The organism is Pyrinomonas methylaliphatogenes (assembly GCF_000820845.2).
GTDB lineage: Bacteria > Acidobacteriota > Blastocatellia > Pyrinomonadales > Pyrinomonadaceae > Pyrinomonas > Pyrinomonas methylaliphatogenes.
Genome location: NZ_CBXV010000006.1, coordinates 1 through 15623, shown reverse-complemented (window position 1 = coordinate 15623; position 15623 = coordinate 1). Strand labels below are relative to the sequence as shown.

Sequence of the window (15623 nt, the reverse complement as noted above, 5' to 3'; positions counted from 1 at the left end):
GACAGTTGACGATGAATGATGCGATCGGATTTTTCGAACCGCTCATCCTCGCTTCGGCCAGTCCGCGGCGGGCCGAGATATTGCGCGCCGTCGGCTGGCCCTTCGAAACTTGCGTCGCGGATGTCGATGAATCGGTGAAACGGGATGAGACGCCCGTGCAGTATGTCGAGCGCCTCGCGCGGGAGAAGGCGATGTTCGTCGCCGAAAGGCGCTTGTGCGGGCTTGTGCTCGGTGCCGATACGGTCGTCGTCGTCGAGGGCGAGATGCTGGGTAAACCGCGCGATGAAGAGGACGCACGCCGTATGCTCCGCAAGCTCAGCGGGCGATGGCACGATGTTTTGACTGGGATCGCGCTCGTGCGAGCTGAAAACAAAAGATCTCTCGTCGCGCATGAGCGAACGCGCGTCCTGTTTGCGGAGATGAGCGAAGAAGAGATCGCTTGGTATGTTGCGACTGGCGAGCCGATGGATAAAGCCGGAGCCTATGCCGTACAGGGCCGGGCAGCGCTTTTCATCTCGAAACTCGATGGCGATTATTGGAACGTCGTCGGGCTGCCGCTCCGGTCAGTCTACAGGTTGCTTCGCGAGGAGAGGATCTGAGCGCCCTCTTCAGTCGCCACGAAGCTCGAAATCTTTCTTGAAACACTCAACCGTCGGCTCGATCTGAGCGACCGCTTCAGTCGCCGCGAAGTCTTTCAAGTGCGAGGCGTAACGTCTCGATGGCGAGCGCGGCAGCATGCATCTTACGCGATGGGAGCCCGCCCAATTTGTCGAGCAAGTCTTGCCGCGTCAAACGCGCCGCATCTTGAACGCTCAACCCGGCGATCATCTCCGTGATGATCGATCCGCAGACGAGCGTCGGCGGGCATCCATAAGCGAGAAATCGAGCCTCTTCTATTCGCCCTTCGCACACGCGCAACGCAAGTCGCAATCGGTCGCCGCAGATCGGGTTCGATTCTTCGACGACCACGCTTGGATCGGCCAATTCGCCGGCATTGCGCGGATGAGTCAGATGATCTTTGAAGATCTCGGAATACATCTTCGCGATCGTTCGCGCCGGATCGAGCCAGCGCGATCTGTTTCGTCGAGTCAGTTCGATGGCGATCTTTCAGCGCGCTCGCCCAAGGCTCTATGATAGAGCGGAGAGATGCGGCGCAAACTCTCCACCGCTTGCGGCAGGACTTCGAGCACGTAATCGATATCCTCTTCGCTCGTATCTTTGCCGAGGCTGAAGCGCACGGCACCGCGCGCAAGCTCTTCGTCGCGACCGAGGGCGCGGATGACGGGCGAAGGTTCGAGCGTGCCTGATGAGCAGGCCGATCCGGTCGAGACGGCGATGCCTTGAAGATCGAGATTGATGAGCAACCCTTCGCCTTCGATGTACCGGAAAGAGATGTTGGACAGATGGGGCAAACGGCGCTCGCGATGGCCGTTGAAAACGACATCCGTGATGCGCTCGGCGACCCCTCTTTCGAACCGATCGCGCAGCGCGCGCATGCGTTCGATCCGCGCGTCGAGTTCCTGACGTGCGAGTTCCGCCGCTTTGCCGAAAGCGACGATGAGCGGCACCGCTTCAGTCCCAGCGCGGCGGTCGCGCTCTTGATGGCCGCCGAGCATCTGCGGCGCAAGTTGCACGCCGCGCCGCACGTAGAGTGCGCCGATGCCCTTAGGGGCGTAAAGTTTGTGCCCCGATAGCGAGAGCAGATCGCAGCCCAGTTCCGCGACGTTGATCGCCATGCGTCCGGCAGCCTGCACGGCGTCGGTGTGAAACCAGAGATGGCGGTGGCCGCGCTGGCGCTCTTCGCGCACGAGATGGGAGATCTCGGCGATGGGCTGAATCGTGCCGATCTCGTTGTTGGCGAGCATGATGGTGATGAGCACCGTGTCAGGACGGATGGCGGCGCGCACGTCTTCGACGCGCACGAGGCCATCTTCGCCGACGGGCAAGCGCGTCACCTCCCACCCGCGTTGCTCTAGCGCTTGGCAGACGCCGCGTACCGAAGGGTGTTCGATCGCCGAGGTGATGATGTGGCGTCCATACGGGGCAGCGCGCTCGGCGATGCCGCGAATGGCTAGGTTGTTCGCCTCCGTTCCGCTCGAAACGAAGATCAGCTCCTGAGGCTGCGCGCCGATCAACTCGGCCACCAACTGACGCGCGCGATCGACCGCCGCCCGCGCCTCTTGCCCGAACAGATGCACGCTCGACGGATTGCCGAACTTCTCGGTCAAATAGGGCAGCATCGCTTCAACGACGCGCGGGTCGATGGGCGTCGTCGCGCTGTGATCCAAATAGACTCGGCGTTTCATCGAAAAGCGACCTTGCCGGTTAGTTAGATGCGTCAGGAAGCGCCAAAAGATCCGCTCGGCAACAACTTCAGACGGTCTGTCGGCATCTGATTGGTCGAGTGGCTCGGTTTCGAGTCTAGCCAGATGATCGTCGAAGCGTCAAGCTGGACTGCGGGGCCGATTTTTATTGATGGTCGGCGCTTGCACAATGCGCGTTTATGGATTAGCGTAAAATCGCGTGAAGGCTCGCGCCGCCTCGTCAAGAGCGTTGGTTCGAATGAGCGAGAGGAGATGGACCGATGAAGCTGATGGAGAAAATGGCCGTTGGAGCGCTCATCTGGGCGTTGGTTTGGACTCCGGCGATCGCGGCGCAATCGACCGCGCCGCAGCAACGTGCGACGCTCGAACGCGGTTATCGAACGGGTTACTCAGATGGCTATCAGGCCGGACTGCGTGATCGAAACAGCGGCGCCCCGCGCGATTTCCGCGATGAAGAGGATTACCGGCGGGCCGATCGAGCCTACTCGCCGAACTACGGCTCGCTCGAGGATTACCGTGATGGCTATCGTCAAGGGTTCGAAGCCGGCTATGAAGCCGGCTATGACGGGCGCGACTTCGATTCGACGATCCCGGCCAATCTCGCGCGCCGCGATGCTGCATCGAACGCGACCGAAACCGCAACCGAAACGTCGCAAGAGGGACAAACGGCGAACATCCCTTCGAACGCGCCCTCGACGAACGTCTCTTCAACTGCGGCAAGCGGCGGGGCCATTTACATCCCATCGGGAACGACGATGGTTGCCGAGTTGCTGACCAATCTTTCGACCGACGCAAGTCAGCGTGGCGATCGCTTCCAAGCGCGTATCGTTGAGCCCGCCGAATACGCTGGAGCGATACTCGACGGGCGAGTCGAGCGCGTCAAAAGGGCCGGCAGAGTGCGTGGGACGGCTGAACTCGAGCTCGACTTCGAGCAGATACGTCTGCCCGATGGTCGGTGGGCGAACATCAAAGCGCAGTTGATCGAGGTCGTGCCCGAGGGCGTTTCAAACGCCGGCAGCGTCGATCCGGAAGGCGGCGTGAAGGGCAAAGATTCGACTAAGGATGACGCCGTGAAGGTCGGTGCCGGCGCCGGTCTCGGGGCGTTGATCGGGGCGATCGCTGGCGGCGGCAAGGGGGCGGCCATCGGCGCGGTGATCGGCGCGGCTGCCGGTGCAGGCGGGGCGATCGCTTCGCGCGGTGAGGATGTGCGCTTGACGCGCGGACAGAAGCTCCGCATCCGCACCAATACGGATACGCGCGTTCAGTGACGAGATCGCGCCACGCTGACGAGCTTCGATCGGCTTCGGATCGCTGGTCCGGAGAATGCCGAGAGATCTCTTCCGCGCGGCAGGGGGTGGGATGTTCATCACGCTAGCGACCGATTTCGGGACGAGCGATTACTTCGTCGGCGCGATGCGCGGGGTGATCCTCGCCAGGAACCCGCAGGCGCGCATCTTCGATATCACTCACGAGATCCCCGCTCATGACATACGCGCGGGGGCCTTCATCCTGCTTGCAGCTTATCGTGAGTATCCGGAGCGGACCGTCCATGTGGCCGTGGTCGATCCGGGCGTCGGTTCCGCGCGGCGGCCCATCTTGATCGTCACGCCGCGTTATTTCTTCATCGGGCCGGACAACGGCCTCTTCAGCTACGTTTGCGAGCGCGAAGGAGAGGTTCGCGCGTTCCATCTGACGAACGAACGCTTCTTCCGCCATCCGGTCAGCGCGACGTTTCACGGGCGCGATATCTTCGCACCTGTCGCCGCTTCTTTGACGCTCGGTGTCCCGCCCGAGGAGTTCGGTCCGCCGATCGATGATCTGGTCCAGTTGGAACCGTTGGCGCCGCAACGAGTGGGCGAGAATGAGATGCGTGCCAGAATAGTCCACATCGATCGTTTCGGCAATTGCATCACGAACCTGACGCGCGCTGATCTGACCGAAGAGATGATCGCGCGCGGCGCCCATCTTTTGGCGAACGGGCGAAAGATCAGCTCCTTTCGCCGCTTCTTCGACGAGGGGACAACCGATGAGCCGTTTGCCGTGTGGGGTAGCGCCGGTTTTCTGGAGATCGTCATCAAGCTCGATTCGGCGGCGCAAAAGCTCGGCCTCGTGCGTGGACAAGAGATCATCGTTCGCTTGGCCGGAGATTGATGCGCCTTGGGGCTCGTGAAAAAAGCCTTCGTTTGACACTATTTGCGCGGGAGTGCTATCTTCAGTTTTGTTAAATCATTGAACAAGGAAAGACAGCATGGATACGGCAAAAGATACTTCTGCGACTAGCAAGGGGGCTACTCCGGCTGGCCTAGAAGGCGTCGTCGCCGCTCAATCCTCCATCGGCGACATCGATGGCATCAAAGGCATACTCATCTACCAAGGCATAAACATACATGATCTGGCGCGCCACTCGACCTTCGAAGAGGTCGTTTTTCTTTTGTGGCATGGGCGTTTGCCGAAACGCGCCGAATTGGATGAGTTGAAGGAGGCGCTCGCCGCTGCGCAGCAGGTGCCCGAAGGCGTCATCGAGATGTTGCGGCGCATCCCGCGCGAAGCCGATCCGATGGATGTCTTGCGCACGGCGGTCTCATCGCTCTCTTTCTACGACGAGGATGCGCATCAAACTTCGCGCGAAGCGAGTTTGAGGATCGCCACCCGTTTGACGGCGCGACTTCCCGTCATCGTCGCCGCATTCGATCGCTTGCGCAACGGCAAAGAACCTGTTGCGCCGAAGCCCGAATTGAACATCGCCACCAACTTCCTCTACATGTTACGCGGCGAGATGCCGGGCGAGCGCGAAGCGCGCATCTTCGATGTCGCTCTGATCCTGCATGCCGACCATGAGCTGAACGCCTCGACCTTCACGGGGCGAGTCATCGCGGCGACTTTGGCCGATATGTACGCCGCCGTGACGGGTGCCATCGGCGCTCTGTCCGGACCGCTCCATGGCGGCGCCAATACGGCGGTGATGAAGATGCTGCTCGAGATCGGCAGCATCGAGAACGTCGAGCCGTACATCAAAAACGCCCTCGCGCAGAAGAAGAAGGTCATGGGCTTCGGCCATCGCGTCTATCGCACGGAGGATCCGCGCGCGACGTGGCTTCGGCAGTTCTCGCGCGAGATGGGCGAGGCGAAGGGCGATCTCCGCTGGTACGAAATGTCGCGCAAGATCGAAGAGGTGATGATGCGCGAAAAGGGGCTCTATCCGAACGTCGATTTCTATTCCGCCTCGACCTACTATATGATGGGCATCCCGCTCGATCTGTTCACGCCGATCTTCGCCATCAGTCGCATTTCAGGTTGGACCGGTCACATACTCGAACAGTACGCCAACAACCGCTTGATTCGCCCGCGCGCTGAGTATATCGGCCCGCGCGATGTGCCTTACGTGCCGATCGACGAACGATGAAGGCGGCCAATCGGTTTCTTCCCCGTTGGGAGGGAAGCGGGCCTTTGAGGTCCGCCTTTTAGCTTTTTAGCGAGCGGATACTTTCGAGCACGTTGCCGCCGGACCGCTCAGTTCCGGCTTTTAGCCCTTTTAGCGAGCGGAGATCTCACCCTGAGACCTCGTGAGCCTTGAGGGGCGAGCGAGGACGATCGTCGAGGCGATGAGCGCCAACGTGCAAGCGAAACCGCCTTCGATCCCATAAGCTCCGCCGGTTAGCCAGTCTGGGCCGACCTCTTGCGTGCGTAGGAGCGATGATTCGGTAAGGCGCGTGATCCCGCTTACGGGAAGGCCGAGCACGGCGCCTTGCGTCCAGTTCCACGCCCAGTGCGCTCCCAGAGGGAACCACAGATTCCGCGCGCGGAGGTAGGCGACCGATAACCAAACTCCGGCTAGAAACGTGTTGATGAGCGTGAAACCGGGTGCGGCATGAGGGTTCGCCAGATGGACCAGTGCGAAAGCGAGCGAGGAAGGGACGATGGCTATCCAGACGGGAAGGGAGCGCAGAAGCGTCTGCAGCGGGTAGCCGCGAAAGGTCGCTTCTTCGGCGGCGGCGGCGAGGATGAAAGTGACGAGGGTGAGAAGAAGCGTCCGCAAGACGTTCGCGCTCGATGATGAATGGTTGGCGGCGAAGCGCACGCTTCCAGCGAGCCAAGCGATGATCACCGCTAAGAAGAGCGAGGCAGCGCCTAGCGCCGAGCCGCGCAACAGATCTCGCCACCAACCCGGTCTCAAGTCCCATCCGAGCGCGCGAAAAGGCAGGTTCTCGAAGATGCGCCCGCAGAACCAACCGAGAAGCGTCGCTGACGTCAGCATGATGACGGATTGGACGATGAGTCCGACTGGACCGGCTAGGAGATGGTTCGTCGCCTCCGCTGAGCGCCCGGCGAGGAGAAAGGCGGCCAACCACGCCAAACTTCCCGACAAGGCGAGCGCGAAAAAGAAGGTTAGGGCGAAGAAGGCGAAGCGAAGGCCGCTCCTCAGTCGGCCATGCTCGTCGAAGAGGATTCGGTTCCCATTCATCTTCAAACTCACGGATCCGGTCGTTTGCCGCGCACATGCGCTTTGGCGCCCTGCCATGATAAACTGTGCCTTCGCAAAAAGGCATGGGGCGGGTCGAGTTGAGCGAGGAGAAGGAGCGGTCTTCACCGCACCGGCGGCGCAGCATCCTTTGGTTGCTCGGCAGCCTCGTCCTCATCTTGCTCTTCTTCCTCGTCGCGCAGCAGGCGCTCGGATTATGGGAGATCCTGACGCCTGACACGGCTTCGGAGACGCTCCTCCTTTATGCGCTTTCGACGCTCAATTTCATCGCCTTCATCATCTTCAGCTTCATCTTCGTTCGCAATCTGCTGAAACTGCGCCAAGAAAGGCGCGAACGGCAGCTCGGATCGAAGATCAAAACGCGACTGGTCGTTTACTTCATCGTCGTCAGCCTGTTGCCGATCACGGCGATGGCCGTCTTCTCTTACATCTTCCTCAATCGTTCGCTCGAAAAGTGGTTCAGCCGTTTGCCTGAAGATGTCGTCAACGAAGCGCGATTGGCTCAGCAAGGCGACGTGCAAGAAGACTCGGCCCACCTGCGTGAGGCGACCGCGCTCGCCGCGCTGGCTTTGGAGGGAGCAGAAGGGAGTAGCGAAGATTTGGCGCGGGTAGCTTCTTCAGGCGCGTTCGATGGACTGGCGATCGTCGCGGCTGATGGAAACTTGAGGGCGAAGCATCTCATTTCGCCCGACGTTAGGCTCGATGATGCTTTGGGACGAGCCGCCGCCGGTGAGGATCTGAGCGAAGAGTTCATCATGGCCAGCGCGCCTTTGGCTGACGGCGCGCGTTTGATCGCCATTCGCCGCAATCAGGGGGACGACCACCTGGCCCGCATCGTCGCTGGGGCTGAGACCTATGAGCGCCTGCGCGAAAGGCAACGGCGCGTCCGTCTTCTCGGCCTTTCGACGCTCGGTTTGCTGACGCTTCTGCTATTGTTCGCTTCGAGCTGGACGGCGCTCTATCTTTCGCGCGGCATCGCCACGCCTATCCGCGCTCTCGCTGAAGCGGCTAACGAAGTAGCACGCGGCAATCTGGCGCATCGTGTTACCGGAATCGCTGAAGATGAGCTCGCCCTTCTCGCCGAGTCGTTCAATCAGATGACCGCGCAGCTCGAGGAGAACAGGCGGCACCTAGAGGCGAACGCAGCCGAGTTGCGCGAGAAGAATTTGGCGCTCGAAGAACGGAGCAATTACATCGAGACGGTTCTAGAATCTCTTTCGACGGGCGTCATCTCGCTCGATGAGGATGATCGCGTGACGACGATCAACGCGGCGGCGCTCGCCATCCTGTTGCTCGGAAGAGGATCGGACGTCGTCGGGCGAAGGCTTTCGGAGATCGTCTGCGCTGAGGATCATGCGGCGCTGGCGCGCGTCATCCGGCGCGCGCGACGAAGCGGGCGCGCGACCGAACAGACGCAACTTATACGTTCCGCTTCAGGTGAGAGCGATCCCGTGCCCGTGGCTTTGACGGCGACGGCGCTGCGTCCGCGCTTGAACGAACGGCGCGGCGTGGTCGTCGTCATGGAGGATCTGTCGGATCTGCTCGAAGCGCAACGTGTGGCCGCGTGGAGCGAGGTCGCGCGACGCATGGCGCATGAGATCAAAAATCCGTTGACGCCGATCCAGCTCTCTGCGGAGCGCATCGCGCGCCATTTCCATCGCCTCGCGGATGGCGACGGGAGCGAGCGCGAGCGCATCGCGCGCATCGTCGAAGAGGGAACGACGACGATCGTGCGCGAAGTCGCCGGGCTCAAAGCGATGGTCGATGAGTTCGCGCGCTTCGCGCGTCTGCCGCGCGTGCGGCTTGAGACGCATGACCTGAATGAAGTGGTCCGGCGCGCCATCGCCCTTTACGAAGAGCGTTTGGGCGATGTGCGCTTAGACGTGCAGCTAGCTCCGCATCTGCCGGTCGCGTTGCTCGATGCGGAACAGATGAAGCGTGCGCTCGTCAATCTGATCGATAACGCGCTCGAAGCGCTCGCCGAAGTCGAGGGCGAACGGCGCATCACCGTTGCCACGGGTTATGACCCATCGCGAGCGTTACTGTTGCTTGAAGTCGTTGACACGGGACATGGGATCGCGCCGCGCGACTTCCCGCATATCTTTCAGCCATACTTCTCGACGCGCGGGCGCGGCACCGGTTTAGGTTTGGCGATCGTCCAACGCATCGTGATCGAGCATGGTGGGCGGATCCGCGCCGATGCGAACCGCCCGCGTGGCGCGCGCTTCATCATCGAGTTGCCTGTTACCGAAGAGCGCCAGACGCACGAAGCGCAACAGAGTTAGATCAGGAGTCCGGCGCGCCGGCAGTGAGAGATGCCGAACGTGGTGTTGATCGTCGATGATGAGCAGAGCATACGCGACGCGCTTCGCGCCGTCCTAGAGGACGAGGGATATGTGGCGGAGGCGGTCGCGAGCGGCGAAGAGTGTCTGAGAGCGATCGAGCAGCGCGCTTACGATTGCATCCTGCTCGACGTGTGGCTCCCCGGGATAGACGGTTTGGAGACGCTGCGCCGTTTGCGCGAAAGCGGCGTCGATGCGGCCATCGTCATGATCTCGGGGCACGGGACGATCGAGACCGCCGTGCGCGCGACCAAGCTCGGCGCTTTCGACTTCATCGAAAAACCGCTCTCGGTCGAAAAGACCGTGCTGACGGTGCGCAACGCGCTGCGGCAACTGGAACTCGAACGCATGAACGCGGCGTTCAAGGCGAAGTTGCGCAGCGAGTACGAACTCATCGGCGAATCGGTCGCCATGCGCGCCGTGCGACAGCAGATCGCGCTCGTCGCGCCGACTGACGGTCGCGTGCTTATTTACGGCGAATCGGGAACGGGCAAAGAGTTGGTCGCGCGCGCCATTCACGCCGCCTCGCGTCGCGCCGCGGCCCCTTTCGTCGAGCTTAACTGCGCAGCGATCCCCGATGAACTGATCGAATCGGAACTCTTCGGCCACATCAAGGGCGCCTTTACGGGCGCGACCGCGGCGAAGAAGGGGAAGTTCGAACTGGCCGATGGCGCAACGCTCTTTCTCGACGAGGTGGGCGATATGAGCGCGCGCGTGCAAGCCAAAGTCCTGCGCGTGCTCGAAGAGCAGAGGTTTGAACCCGTCGGCAGCACCTCGACCGTCAAAGTGGATGTGCGCATCATCGCCGCGACCAATAAACGGCTCGAGGCGGAGATCGAGCGCGGGACGTTTCGCGCCGATCTCTTCTACCGGCTGAACGTCATCCCATTCGAGATCCCGCCGCTGCGCGAACGATTGGAAGACGTGCCGCTTCTGGTCGAACATTTCAACCGCCGCTTCTCCGCCGCGTACGGCAAAGAGCCGAAAGAGTTCACCCCGGAAGCGATGGAGAGATTGCAGCAGCATTCGTGGCCCGGCAACGTGCGCGAACTCCGGAACACGGTCGAGCGCGTCGTCATCATGCACACGCCTGTCAGAGTGCGCGCCAAAGATCTGCCGCCGCTCGGCGGCGACGCCGCGCCCGTCACGCAGACCAAATTCCCCTCCTTCAAGGAAGCCAGCGAAGCCTATCAGCGCGAATACATCAAACGAAAGTTGGCCGAAGCCGAAGGCAACGTCTCACGCGCGGCGGAGTTGATGGGGATAGATCGCAGCCACCTCTACCGCCGCATGCGCGCGCTCGGCATCAACGTGCGCGAAGAGCGTTCGGGAACCTCCTCGTAACGCCTGCCGGACCGGCCCACAAGTCGCGGCGCGCGAATTGCCCCAAGATGCCTCGTCAGCACGTGCGCCATCGCGCCGCATCTGCTAGGATTCATGCGAGGCGTTTGCGCCCAGAAAAGATCGAGGGGAGTTATCTCAAAGCGAAGATGGATTACACGACGCGAGAGCTGCTCAAACGCTACGCGCGCATGGCTGTGGGCCAGCCATTTGCTCCGGTGTTGCTCAATATCCTGGTTACGTCCGTGTGCGATATGCGCTGCACGCATTGCTTCTTCACGGAAGAGCTGGACGATCGTCCGCGCAAGAAGCTGCAGATGAAGACGCACGAGATCCAACGGATCGCGGAGACGCTCGGCGGCAACCTCGGCGTGCTGATCATCGCTGGCGGCGAACCCTTCACGCGCAAGGATTTGCCGGAGATCGTGCGCGCCTTCTACGAAAACAACCGGCTCGAATCGGTCTATCTGATGAGCAACGGGCAGATCCAAAAGCGCATCCTGCCCGACGTGGCGCGCATCCTCGAAGAGTGCCCGAAGTTGAACGTCGCTGTCGCGCTCGGCATCGATGGGTTGAAAGAGGAGCACGAGAAGATCCGCCAGAAGCCCGGCTCGTGGGACATCGCCATCGACACGGCGCGTCAACTTCAAGCGATGAAGCGCCAGTACAACAATCGTCTCGACGTACAGACCTGTACGTGCGTCATGCGTTCGAATCAAGATCGCATCTTCGAGTGGTACGACTTTCTGAAGTACGAACTCAAACCCGACAAGGTGAACATCAACTACATCCGCCCGCCTTCAGCCGATCCGCGCGAGCTCGAATTCGATCACGCGATCTACGCGCGCCTTTCGAAGATGATCGATGAGGACTCGCGCCAAGCGGCGATCAAAAACAACTACACGGGCGAAGCCGGTTTCTTCAAAGCGGCGATCGACATCTACATGCACGGGCTGATCGCGAAGACGAAAGAGGAGAATCGCGCGCAGCTTCGTTGTTATGCGGGAACGGCGGGAGCGGTCATCTATGACGAAGGGACGGTCTCCTCATGCGAAAATCTCGCGCCCGTCGGAAATTTGCGCGATTACGATTGGAACTTCTGGCGATTGTGGAACTCGCCGGCGATGAAAGCGCGACGGCGCAAAGTGGCTGATGGCTGCTTCTGCACGCACGAGTCGAACTGTTACTATCCGTCGCTTCCATTCAACCCGAAGCACCTGATCCAGATCAAGCGGCTCGAGCGCGAGATGAAGCGGGCGCGCCGCGAGTACGAACGCGCCGAAGCGGAGGAGGGCGAAGGTGTGGCGGTCGAAATCTGAAGGGGCAACCTCTTTGCGAGATGAGCTTGATTGAAGAGACGCCGAGCTTGAATTCGAACGATGATCTGCAGTCGAGGATGAACGAAGAGAAGGCTCAGCTCAAACGGGGCGAGGCAAGACGGCCCCCGCTCGCACTGTATCGGCCCGGGACTCAGCGCCCTTTCGCGCCCAAGATCCTCATCATCTCCTCGGACACGGGCGGTGGGCACCGCTCGGCGGCGGCGGCCATCGTCGCCGGCGTGCAACGTTTCTTCCGCAGCGATTCCTACGCCGTGCGCGTCGTGCGCGCCATCGAAGAGGCTCACGCGCTGACGGCGCGGCTGGTCCGGTTCTACAACTGGATGTTGCGCCACAGGCAACACTGGATGAAATATCTTTATTGGGCCGTCAACCGGTTCCGGCCCGAAACGCGCGACTTCTTCTACCGGCGAACGGTCGGCTACGTGCGCGAGCTGTTCGAGCGTTGGTGCCCACACATCATCATCAGCGTTCATCCCTTAACGCAACACGGCATCGCGCGCGTTCTCAAAGAACTCGGTTTGGCCGATCGCATCCCGCTCGTCACGGTCGTCACGGACCCTTTCTATGGTTTCTGGCGCGGTTGGGCCTGCGATGATGTGCGCCTCTACTTGGTCGCCAGCGAAGAGGCGCGGCAACAGTTGATCGATTATGGCATCTCGCCGGAGCGTATAAAGGTCTGCGGCATGCCGGTCCATCCGAAATTCGAGTGGTCAGAGGCTGACGAGCGCGAGGCGCGCGAAGCCCGTCGCGCGCTCGGCCTTCATCCCGAAAAGTTCACCGTCTTCATCAACGCCGGTTGGATAGGCGGCGGCAACATCCCGAAGATCTTTCGCGAACTTGTGCGCGGCGACCTCGACGTTCAGGCGATCTTTCTCGCGGGAAGGAACGAGAAGCTTCGCCTGAAGGCCGAACGCCTCGCCCGCCGCGCGCGCTTTCCCGTCAAGGTCGTCGGCTACACGGAACAGATCGAACAACTCATGCGCGCTGCGAGCGTCATGATCTCGAAGCTGGGCGGATTGACGACCTTTGAGGCTTTGACCTGTCGCGTGCCGATCATCGCCGACGCGATCACGCCGCCCATGCCGCAAGAGGCCGGTGCCGCGCGCGAGCTCGCGCGGCGCGGCGCGGGCGTGCTGCTGACGCGCGCCTCTGATGTCATCCCCATCATCCGGCGCATGATGGAAGACGCGCGCTACTACGCTTCGATGCGCGCCGCCGCCGCTAGCCTCGTCATCCCGCACGCGACGCGGCGCATCGTCGAAGAGATCGCCGCGTTGCTGCCATCTACGCCAGAGTTGGATGCCGAAAGAGCTGGCTGACGGGCATCGCCGCCGCTCAATTCATCATCGCGCGAAGGGGGCGAAATCCATTCAACTCGGCTCATCTCTCGCTCGATCGAAACCTCGACTCGAAGCGAACGACGTTTGCAAGAATCGCGCCTTTGAGTTTATAAAAGTCTTCGTTCAGTACGCCCGCCTTGGTCGCGGGCTTTTTTGAGGAAGGGTCGAAGTTGAGTCTGCTTCTCGAAGGGAAACGCGCCTTCGTCACGGGCGGCACGCGCGGCATTGGCGCGGCGATATGCGAAGTCTTCGCCCGCGAAGGTGCCGACGTCGCGTTCAACTACCAGTCGCGCGATGACCTTGCCGAACAGGTGCTCGCCAAGATCAAAGCTCACGGGCGGCGCGGGCTAGCCTTCAAAGTCTCCGTCACCGATCGCGTCGGCATGAAGCGCGTCACGCGTGAACTCGTCGAAGCGTGGGGCGGCATAGACATCCTCGTCAATAACGCGGCCATCAATCGCGGCGACAATTTCGCGACCACTACCGACCGCGCGTGGGATGAGGTGATCAACACTAACGTCAATAGCCTCTTCGCCGTGACCAAGCCGATCTACAAACAGATGATCCGCCAACGGCGCGGCACCATCTTGAACATCACTTCGATTGCGGCCATCCGCGCGCTTCCGACCTCGGTCCATTATGCGACCTCGAAAGCGGCGATGATCGGTTTTACGAAATGCCTGTCGCGCGAAGCCGCCGCTTTCGGCATCACGGTCAACGCCATCGCCGCCGGGATCTTCGACACGGAACTGGCCCACACGTTGCCCGCGCGTCTGCTCGAGATGCATGACTTCTGGGTCTCGCGCGGACGGCTGGGCCGCCCGGAAGAACTCGCCGAATACGCCGCCTTCATGGTCAGCGACCGTAACTCTTTCATGAACGGCGAGATCGTCATCATCGATGGCGGGGCCGTCACCTGACGGCGGAATCGAAATTGAAGTTCATTGCTAAGTTGTTGGTAGTCAAATATTTACGTTGACACGCGGGATGGCCTTCGATATCATCCCATGTTGTCAGCAGTTCATTCTGGAGGATGTGAAGATGGCTAATACGAAATTGATCGAGGCGTTGAATCGGGCTTTGAGTTTGGAGCTTGCCGGTGTGATCCAATATCTGCAGCACAGCTTTCTCGTCACTGGACCAGAACGGGAGGTCTATCGCGAGTTCTTCCGCAAGCAATCGGAGGAGGCGCATGAGCACGCCACGACGCTCGGCGACAAGATCGTCTCATTGGGCGGCGTGCCGACCGTCGAGCCGGCGGTGATCAGGCAATCGACCGACTTGGCCGAGATGCTCAAGCAAGATCTCGAGCTAGAGCGTGAGGCGATGGCCGCATATGTCGCGGCTTGGGAGGCCTGTACGGATGCCGAGCGCGCCACGCAATTTCAGCTCGAAGAACGCATGGCCGAAGAGCAGATGCACATCGATGAACTCGAGAAATTGACCTCCGAACGGCAAGCTAAGGTCTCGAGCGAAAGGATCACGTTGCGACAAGTGAGCTAGCTTGGGGCGCGGATTCAAATCGAACGGCGCGCTCGATTGAGCGCGCCGTTCGAGATTTTGAAAAATTCCTCATCTGACTGCAGCGGCGCCGCAGACCCCGCCCTTCAGGGCTGGGGAGGAGCGCCGCCTTCCCTCCTCTCGTGAAATGTGGTAGCAGTAGCATATGAGCATGCAGCGGACGATTCGGGTCGGGCTGAAACCGACCCCCGAGCAGGCGGACGCGCTCCGGGAAACCCTCCGCCAGCACACCGAATGCTTCAACGCCGTGTGCGCGTATGGTTGGCAGCACCAGGAGAGGAACGGCGTCCGGCTCCACCATGCCACCTATCGCGCCTTGCGCGAGCGATTCCCAGCGCTCCCGTCCCAGCTTGTGGTCGCCGCCAGGGAACGCGCCCGCGAGGCGCTGAGGAGTGCGCTTGGCCGCGCAAGGCGAGGCAAGAAGGCGTCCCAGCCTAGAAGCCGTCTGTGCCCTATTCGGTACGACGCACGCACCTACACGCTTCGCGCCGCCAAGGGCGCGTGTGAGCCTCGCGTCCGTGGCGGGGCGGCTCAAAGTGCCGTTCGCCCTCGATCCACACACCCAGGGCATTCTGGATCAGGCCGTCGGCTTCGACAGCGCCGACATGATCCATCGCAAAGGCCGGTTCTGGCTGCATATCGTCGTCACCATCCCCGACGTGGAGTTCCAGCCGTCTGGAGATGTCGTTGGGGTGGACATGGGCCTTTCGCGCCCTGCCGTCTGCTCCCACAATCGCTTCTTTGGGAAACGCCGCTGGAAGGAGATCGAGCGCCGGTACTTCCGGCTCCGTCGCAGTCTCCAGCGCAAAGGCACCCGCTCGGCCAAGAGGCACCTGCGTAAGCTGGCCGGGAAGGTCAACCGCTTCCGGCGCGACTGCGACCACGTACTCAGTCGGCGTATCGTCGATTCCGTCCAGCCCGGCACCGTGATCGTC

14 protein-coding genes are annotated in these 15623 nt (G+C 61.3%); 11 read left to right on the top strand and 3 right to left on the bottom strand.

What is annotated here, in order from left to right; translation table 11 throughout:
* Positions 1-11 precede the first annotated feature (11 nt).
* Entirely contained in the window at positions 12-599 is a 588-nt protein-coding gene (locus PYK22_RS08370; RefSeq protein WP_041976149.1) for a Maf family protein, read from the top strand.
* Between the two features lie 76 nt (positions 600-675).
* Here PYK22_RS08370 and PYK22_RS08365 read toward each other — a convergent pair whose 3' ends face one another.
* Positions 676-1038: an iron-sulfur cluster assembly scaffold protein gene (locus PYK22_RS08365; protein ID WP_041976148.1), complete on the bottom strand. Its 363-nt coding sequence runs from the start codon at positions 1036-1038 to the stop codon at positions 676-678.
* 50 nt (positions 1039-1088) lie between these two features.
* Positions 1089-2306: a cysteine desulfurase family protein gene (locus PYK22_RS08360; RefSeq protein ID WP_041976146.1), complete on the bottom strand. Its 1218-nt coding sequence runs from the start codon at positions 2304-2306 to the stop codon at positions 1089-1091.
* 278 nt (positions 2307-2584) lie between these two features.
* Between PYK22_RS08360 and PYK22_RS08355 the strand changes: the two genes are divergently transcribed.
* The 3 genes from PYK22_RS08355 to PYK22_RS08345 all read left to right on the top strand — a co-directional run bounded on the left by PYK22_RS08355 (position 2585) and on the right by PYK22_RS08345 (position 5727).
* The gene (locus PYK22_RS08355) at positions 2585-3592 is read left to right on the top strand and encodes a hypothetical protein (protein WP_041976145.1); all 1008 of its coding nucleotides are present in this window, start codon (positions 2585-2587) and stop codon (positions 3590-3592) included.
* Positions 3593-3647: 55 nt separating this feature from the next.
* On the top strand, positions 3648-4475 hold the full coding sequence (locus tag PYK22_RS08350; protein WP_060635486.1) for an SAM hydrolase/SAM-dependent halogenase family protein: 828 nt from the start codon (positions 3648-3650) through the stop codon (positions 4473-4475).
* Between the two features lie 97 nt (positions 4476-4572).
* A complete protein-coding gene (locus PYK22_RS08345) occupies positions 4573-5727 on the top strand; it encodes a citrate synthase (RefSeq protein WP_041976143.1) in 1155 nt (384 codons plus the stop codon).
* 129 nt (positions 5728-5856) lie between these two features.
* On the opposite strand, the gene PYK22_RS16605 is transcribed toward PYK22_RS08345, so the two are convergent.
* Positions 5857-6786 (bottom strand): CPBP family intramembrane glutamic endopeptidase, encoded by a 930-nt coding sequence (locus tag PYK22_RS16605; RefSeq protein WP_157770765.1) that lies wholly within the window; start codon positions 6784-6786, stop codon positions 5857-5859.
* 83 nt (positions 6787-6869) lie between these two features.
* Here PYK22_RS16605 and PYK22_RS08335 point away from each other — a divergent pair, with 83 nt between their 5' ends.
* The 7 genes from PYK22_RS08335 to PYK22_RS08305 all read left to right on the top strand — a co-directional run.
* Entirely contained in the window at positions 6870-9089 is a 2220-nt protein-coding gene (locus tag PYK22_RS08335; RefSeq protein WP_041976141.1) for a sensor histidine kinase, read from the top strand.
* Between the two features lie 30 nt (positions 9090-9119).
* Positions 9120-10490, top strand: a complete 1371-nt coding sequence (locus PYK22_RS08330) for a sigma-54-dependent transcriptional regulator (protein WP_041976139.1) — start codon at positions 9120-9122, stop codon at positions 10488-10490.
* Positions 10491-10636: 146 nt separating this feature from the next.
* Entirely contained in the window at positions 10637-11806 is a 1170-nt protein-coding gene (locus tag PYK22_RS08325; protein ID WP_157770764.1) for a radical SAM protein, read from the top strand.
* A gap of 20 nt (positions 11807-11826) precedes the next feature.
* Positions 11827-13146 (top strand): MGDG synthase family glycosyltransferase, encoded by a 1320-nt coding sequence (locus PYK22_RS08320; RefSeq protein WP_041976136.1) that lies wholly within the window; start codon positions 11827-11829, stop codon positions 13144-13146.
* Between the two features lie 191 nt (positions 13147-13337).
* Positions 13338-14087: an SDR family NAD(P)-dependent oxidoreductase gene (locus PYK22_RS08315; RefSeq protein ID WP_157770763.1), complete on the top strand. Its 750-nt coding sequence runs from the start codon at positions 13338-13340 to the stop codon at positions 14085-14087.
* Between the two features lie 121 nt (positions 14088-14208).
* Positions 14209-14670: a ferritin-like domain-containing protein gene (locus tag PYK22_RS08310; protein WP_041976562.1), complete on the top strand. Its 462-nt coding sequence runs from the start codon at positions 14209-14211 to the stop codon at positions 14668-14670.
* A 521-nt stretch (positions 14671-15191) separates the two neighbouring features.
* Positions 15192-15623: transposase (locus PYK22_RS08305; RefSeq protein WP_157770762.1), on the top strand; the 432-nt coding region annotated here is incomplete at its 3' end.

Excerpts from the sequence above, each read along its gene's own strand:
- PYK22_RS08360 (WP_041976146.1), bottom strand. The coding sequence starts at position 2,306 with ATGAAACGCCGAGTCTATTTGGATCACAGCGCGACGACGCCCATCGAC.
- PYK22_RS08335 (WP_041976141.1), top strand. The coding sequence starts at position 6,870 with ATGGGGCGGGTCGAGTTGAGCGAGGAGAAGGAGCGGTCTTCACCGCAC.
- PYK22_RS08370 (WP_041976149.1), top strand. The coding sequence starts at position 12 with ATGAATGATGCGATCGGATTTTTCGAACCGCTCATCCTCGCTTCGGCC.
- PYK22_RS08325 (WP_157770764.1), top strand. The coding sequence starts at position 10,637 with ATGGATTACACGACGCGAGAGCTGCTCAAACGCTACGCGCGCATGGCT.
- PYK22_RS16605 (WP_157770765.1), bottom strand. The coding sequence starts at position 6,786 with ATGAATGGGAACCGAATCCTCTTCGACGAGCATGGCCGACTGAGGAGC.
- PYK22_RS08345 (WP_041976143.1), top strand. The coding sequence starts at position 4,573 with ATGGATACGGCAAAAGATACTTCTGCGACTAGCAAGGGGGCTACTCCG.
- PYK22_RS08330 (WP_041976139.1), top strand. The coding sequence starts at position 9,120 with ATGCCGAACGTGGTGTTGATCGTCGATGATGAGCAGAGCATACGCGAC.
- PYK22_RS08365 (WP_041976148.1), bottom strand. The coding sequence starts at position 1,038 with ATGTATTCCGAGATCTTCAAAGATCATCTGACTCATCCGCGCAATGCC.
- PYK22_RS08310 (WP_041976562.1), top strand. The coding sequence starts at position 14,209 with ATGGCTAATACGAAATTGATCGAGGCGTTGAATCGGGCTTTGAGTTTG.
- PYK22_RS08355 (WP_041976145.1), top strand. The coding sequence starts at position 2,585 with ATGAAGCTGATGGAGAAAATGGCCGTTGGAGCGCTCATCTGGGCGTTG.
- PYK22_RS08350 (WP_060635486.1), top strand. The coding sequence starts at position 3,648 with ATGCCGAGAGATCTCTTCCGCGCGGCAGGGGGTGGGATGTTCATCACG.
- PYK22_RS08320 (WP_041976136.1), top strand. The coding sequence starts at position 11,827 with ATGAGCTTGATTGAAGAGACGCCGAGCTTGAATTCGAACGATGATCTG.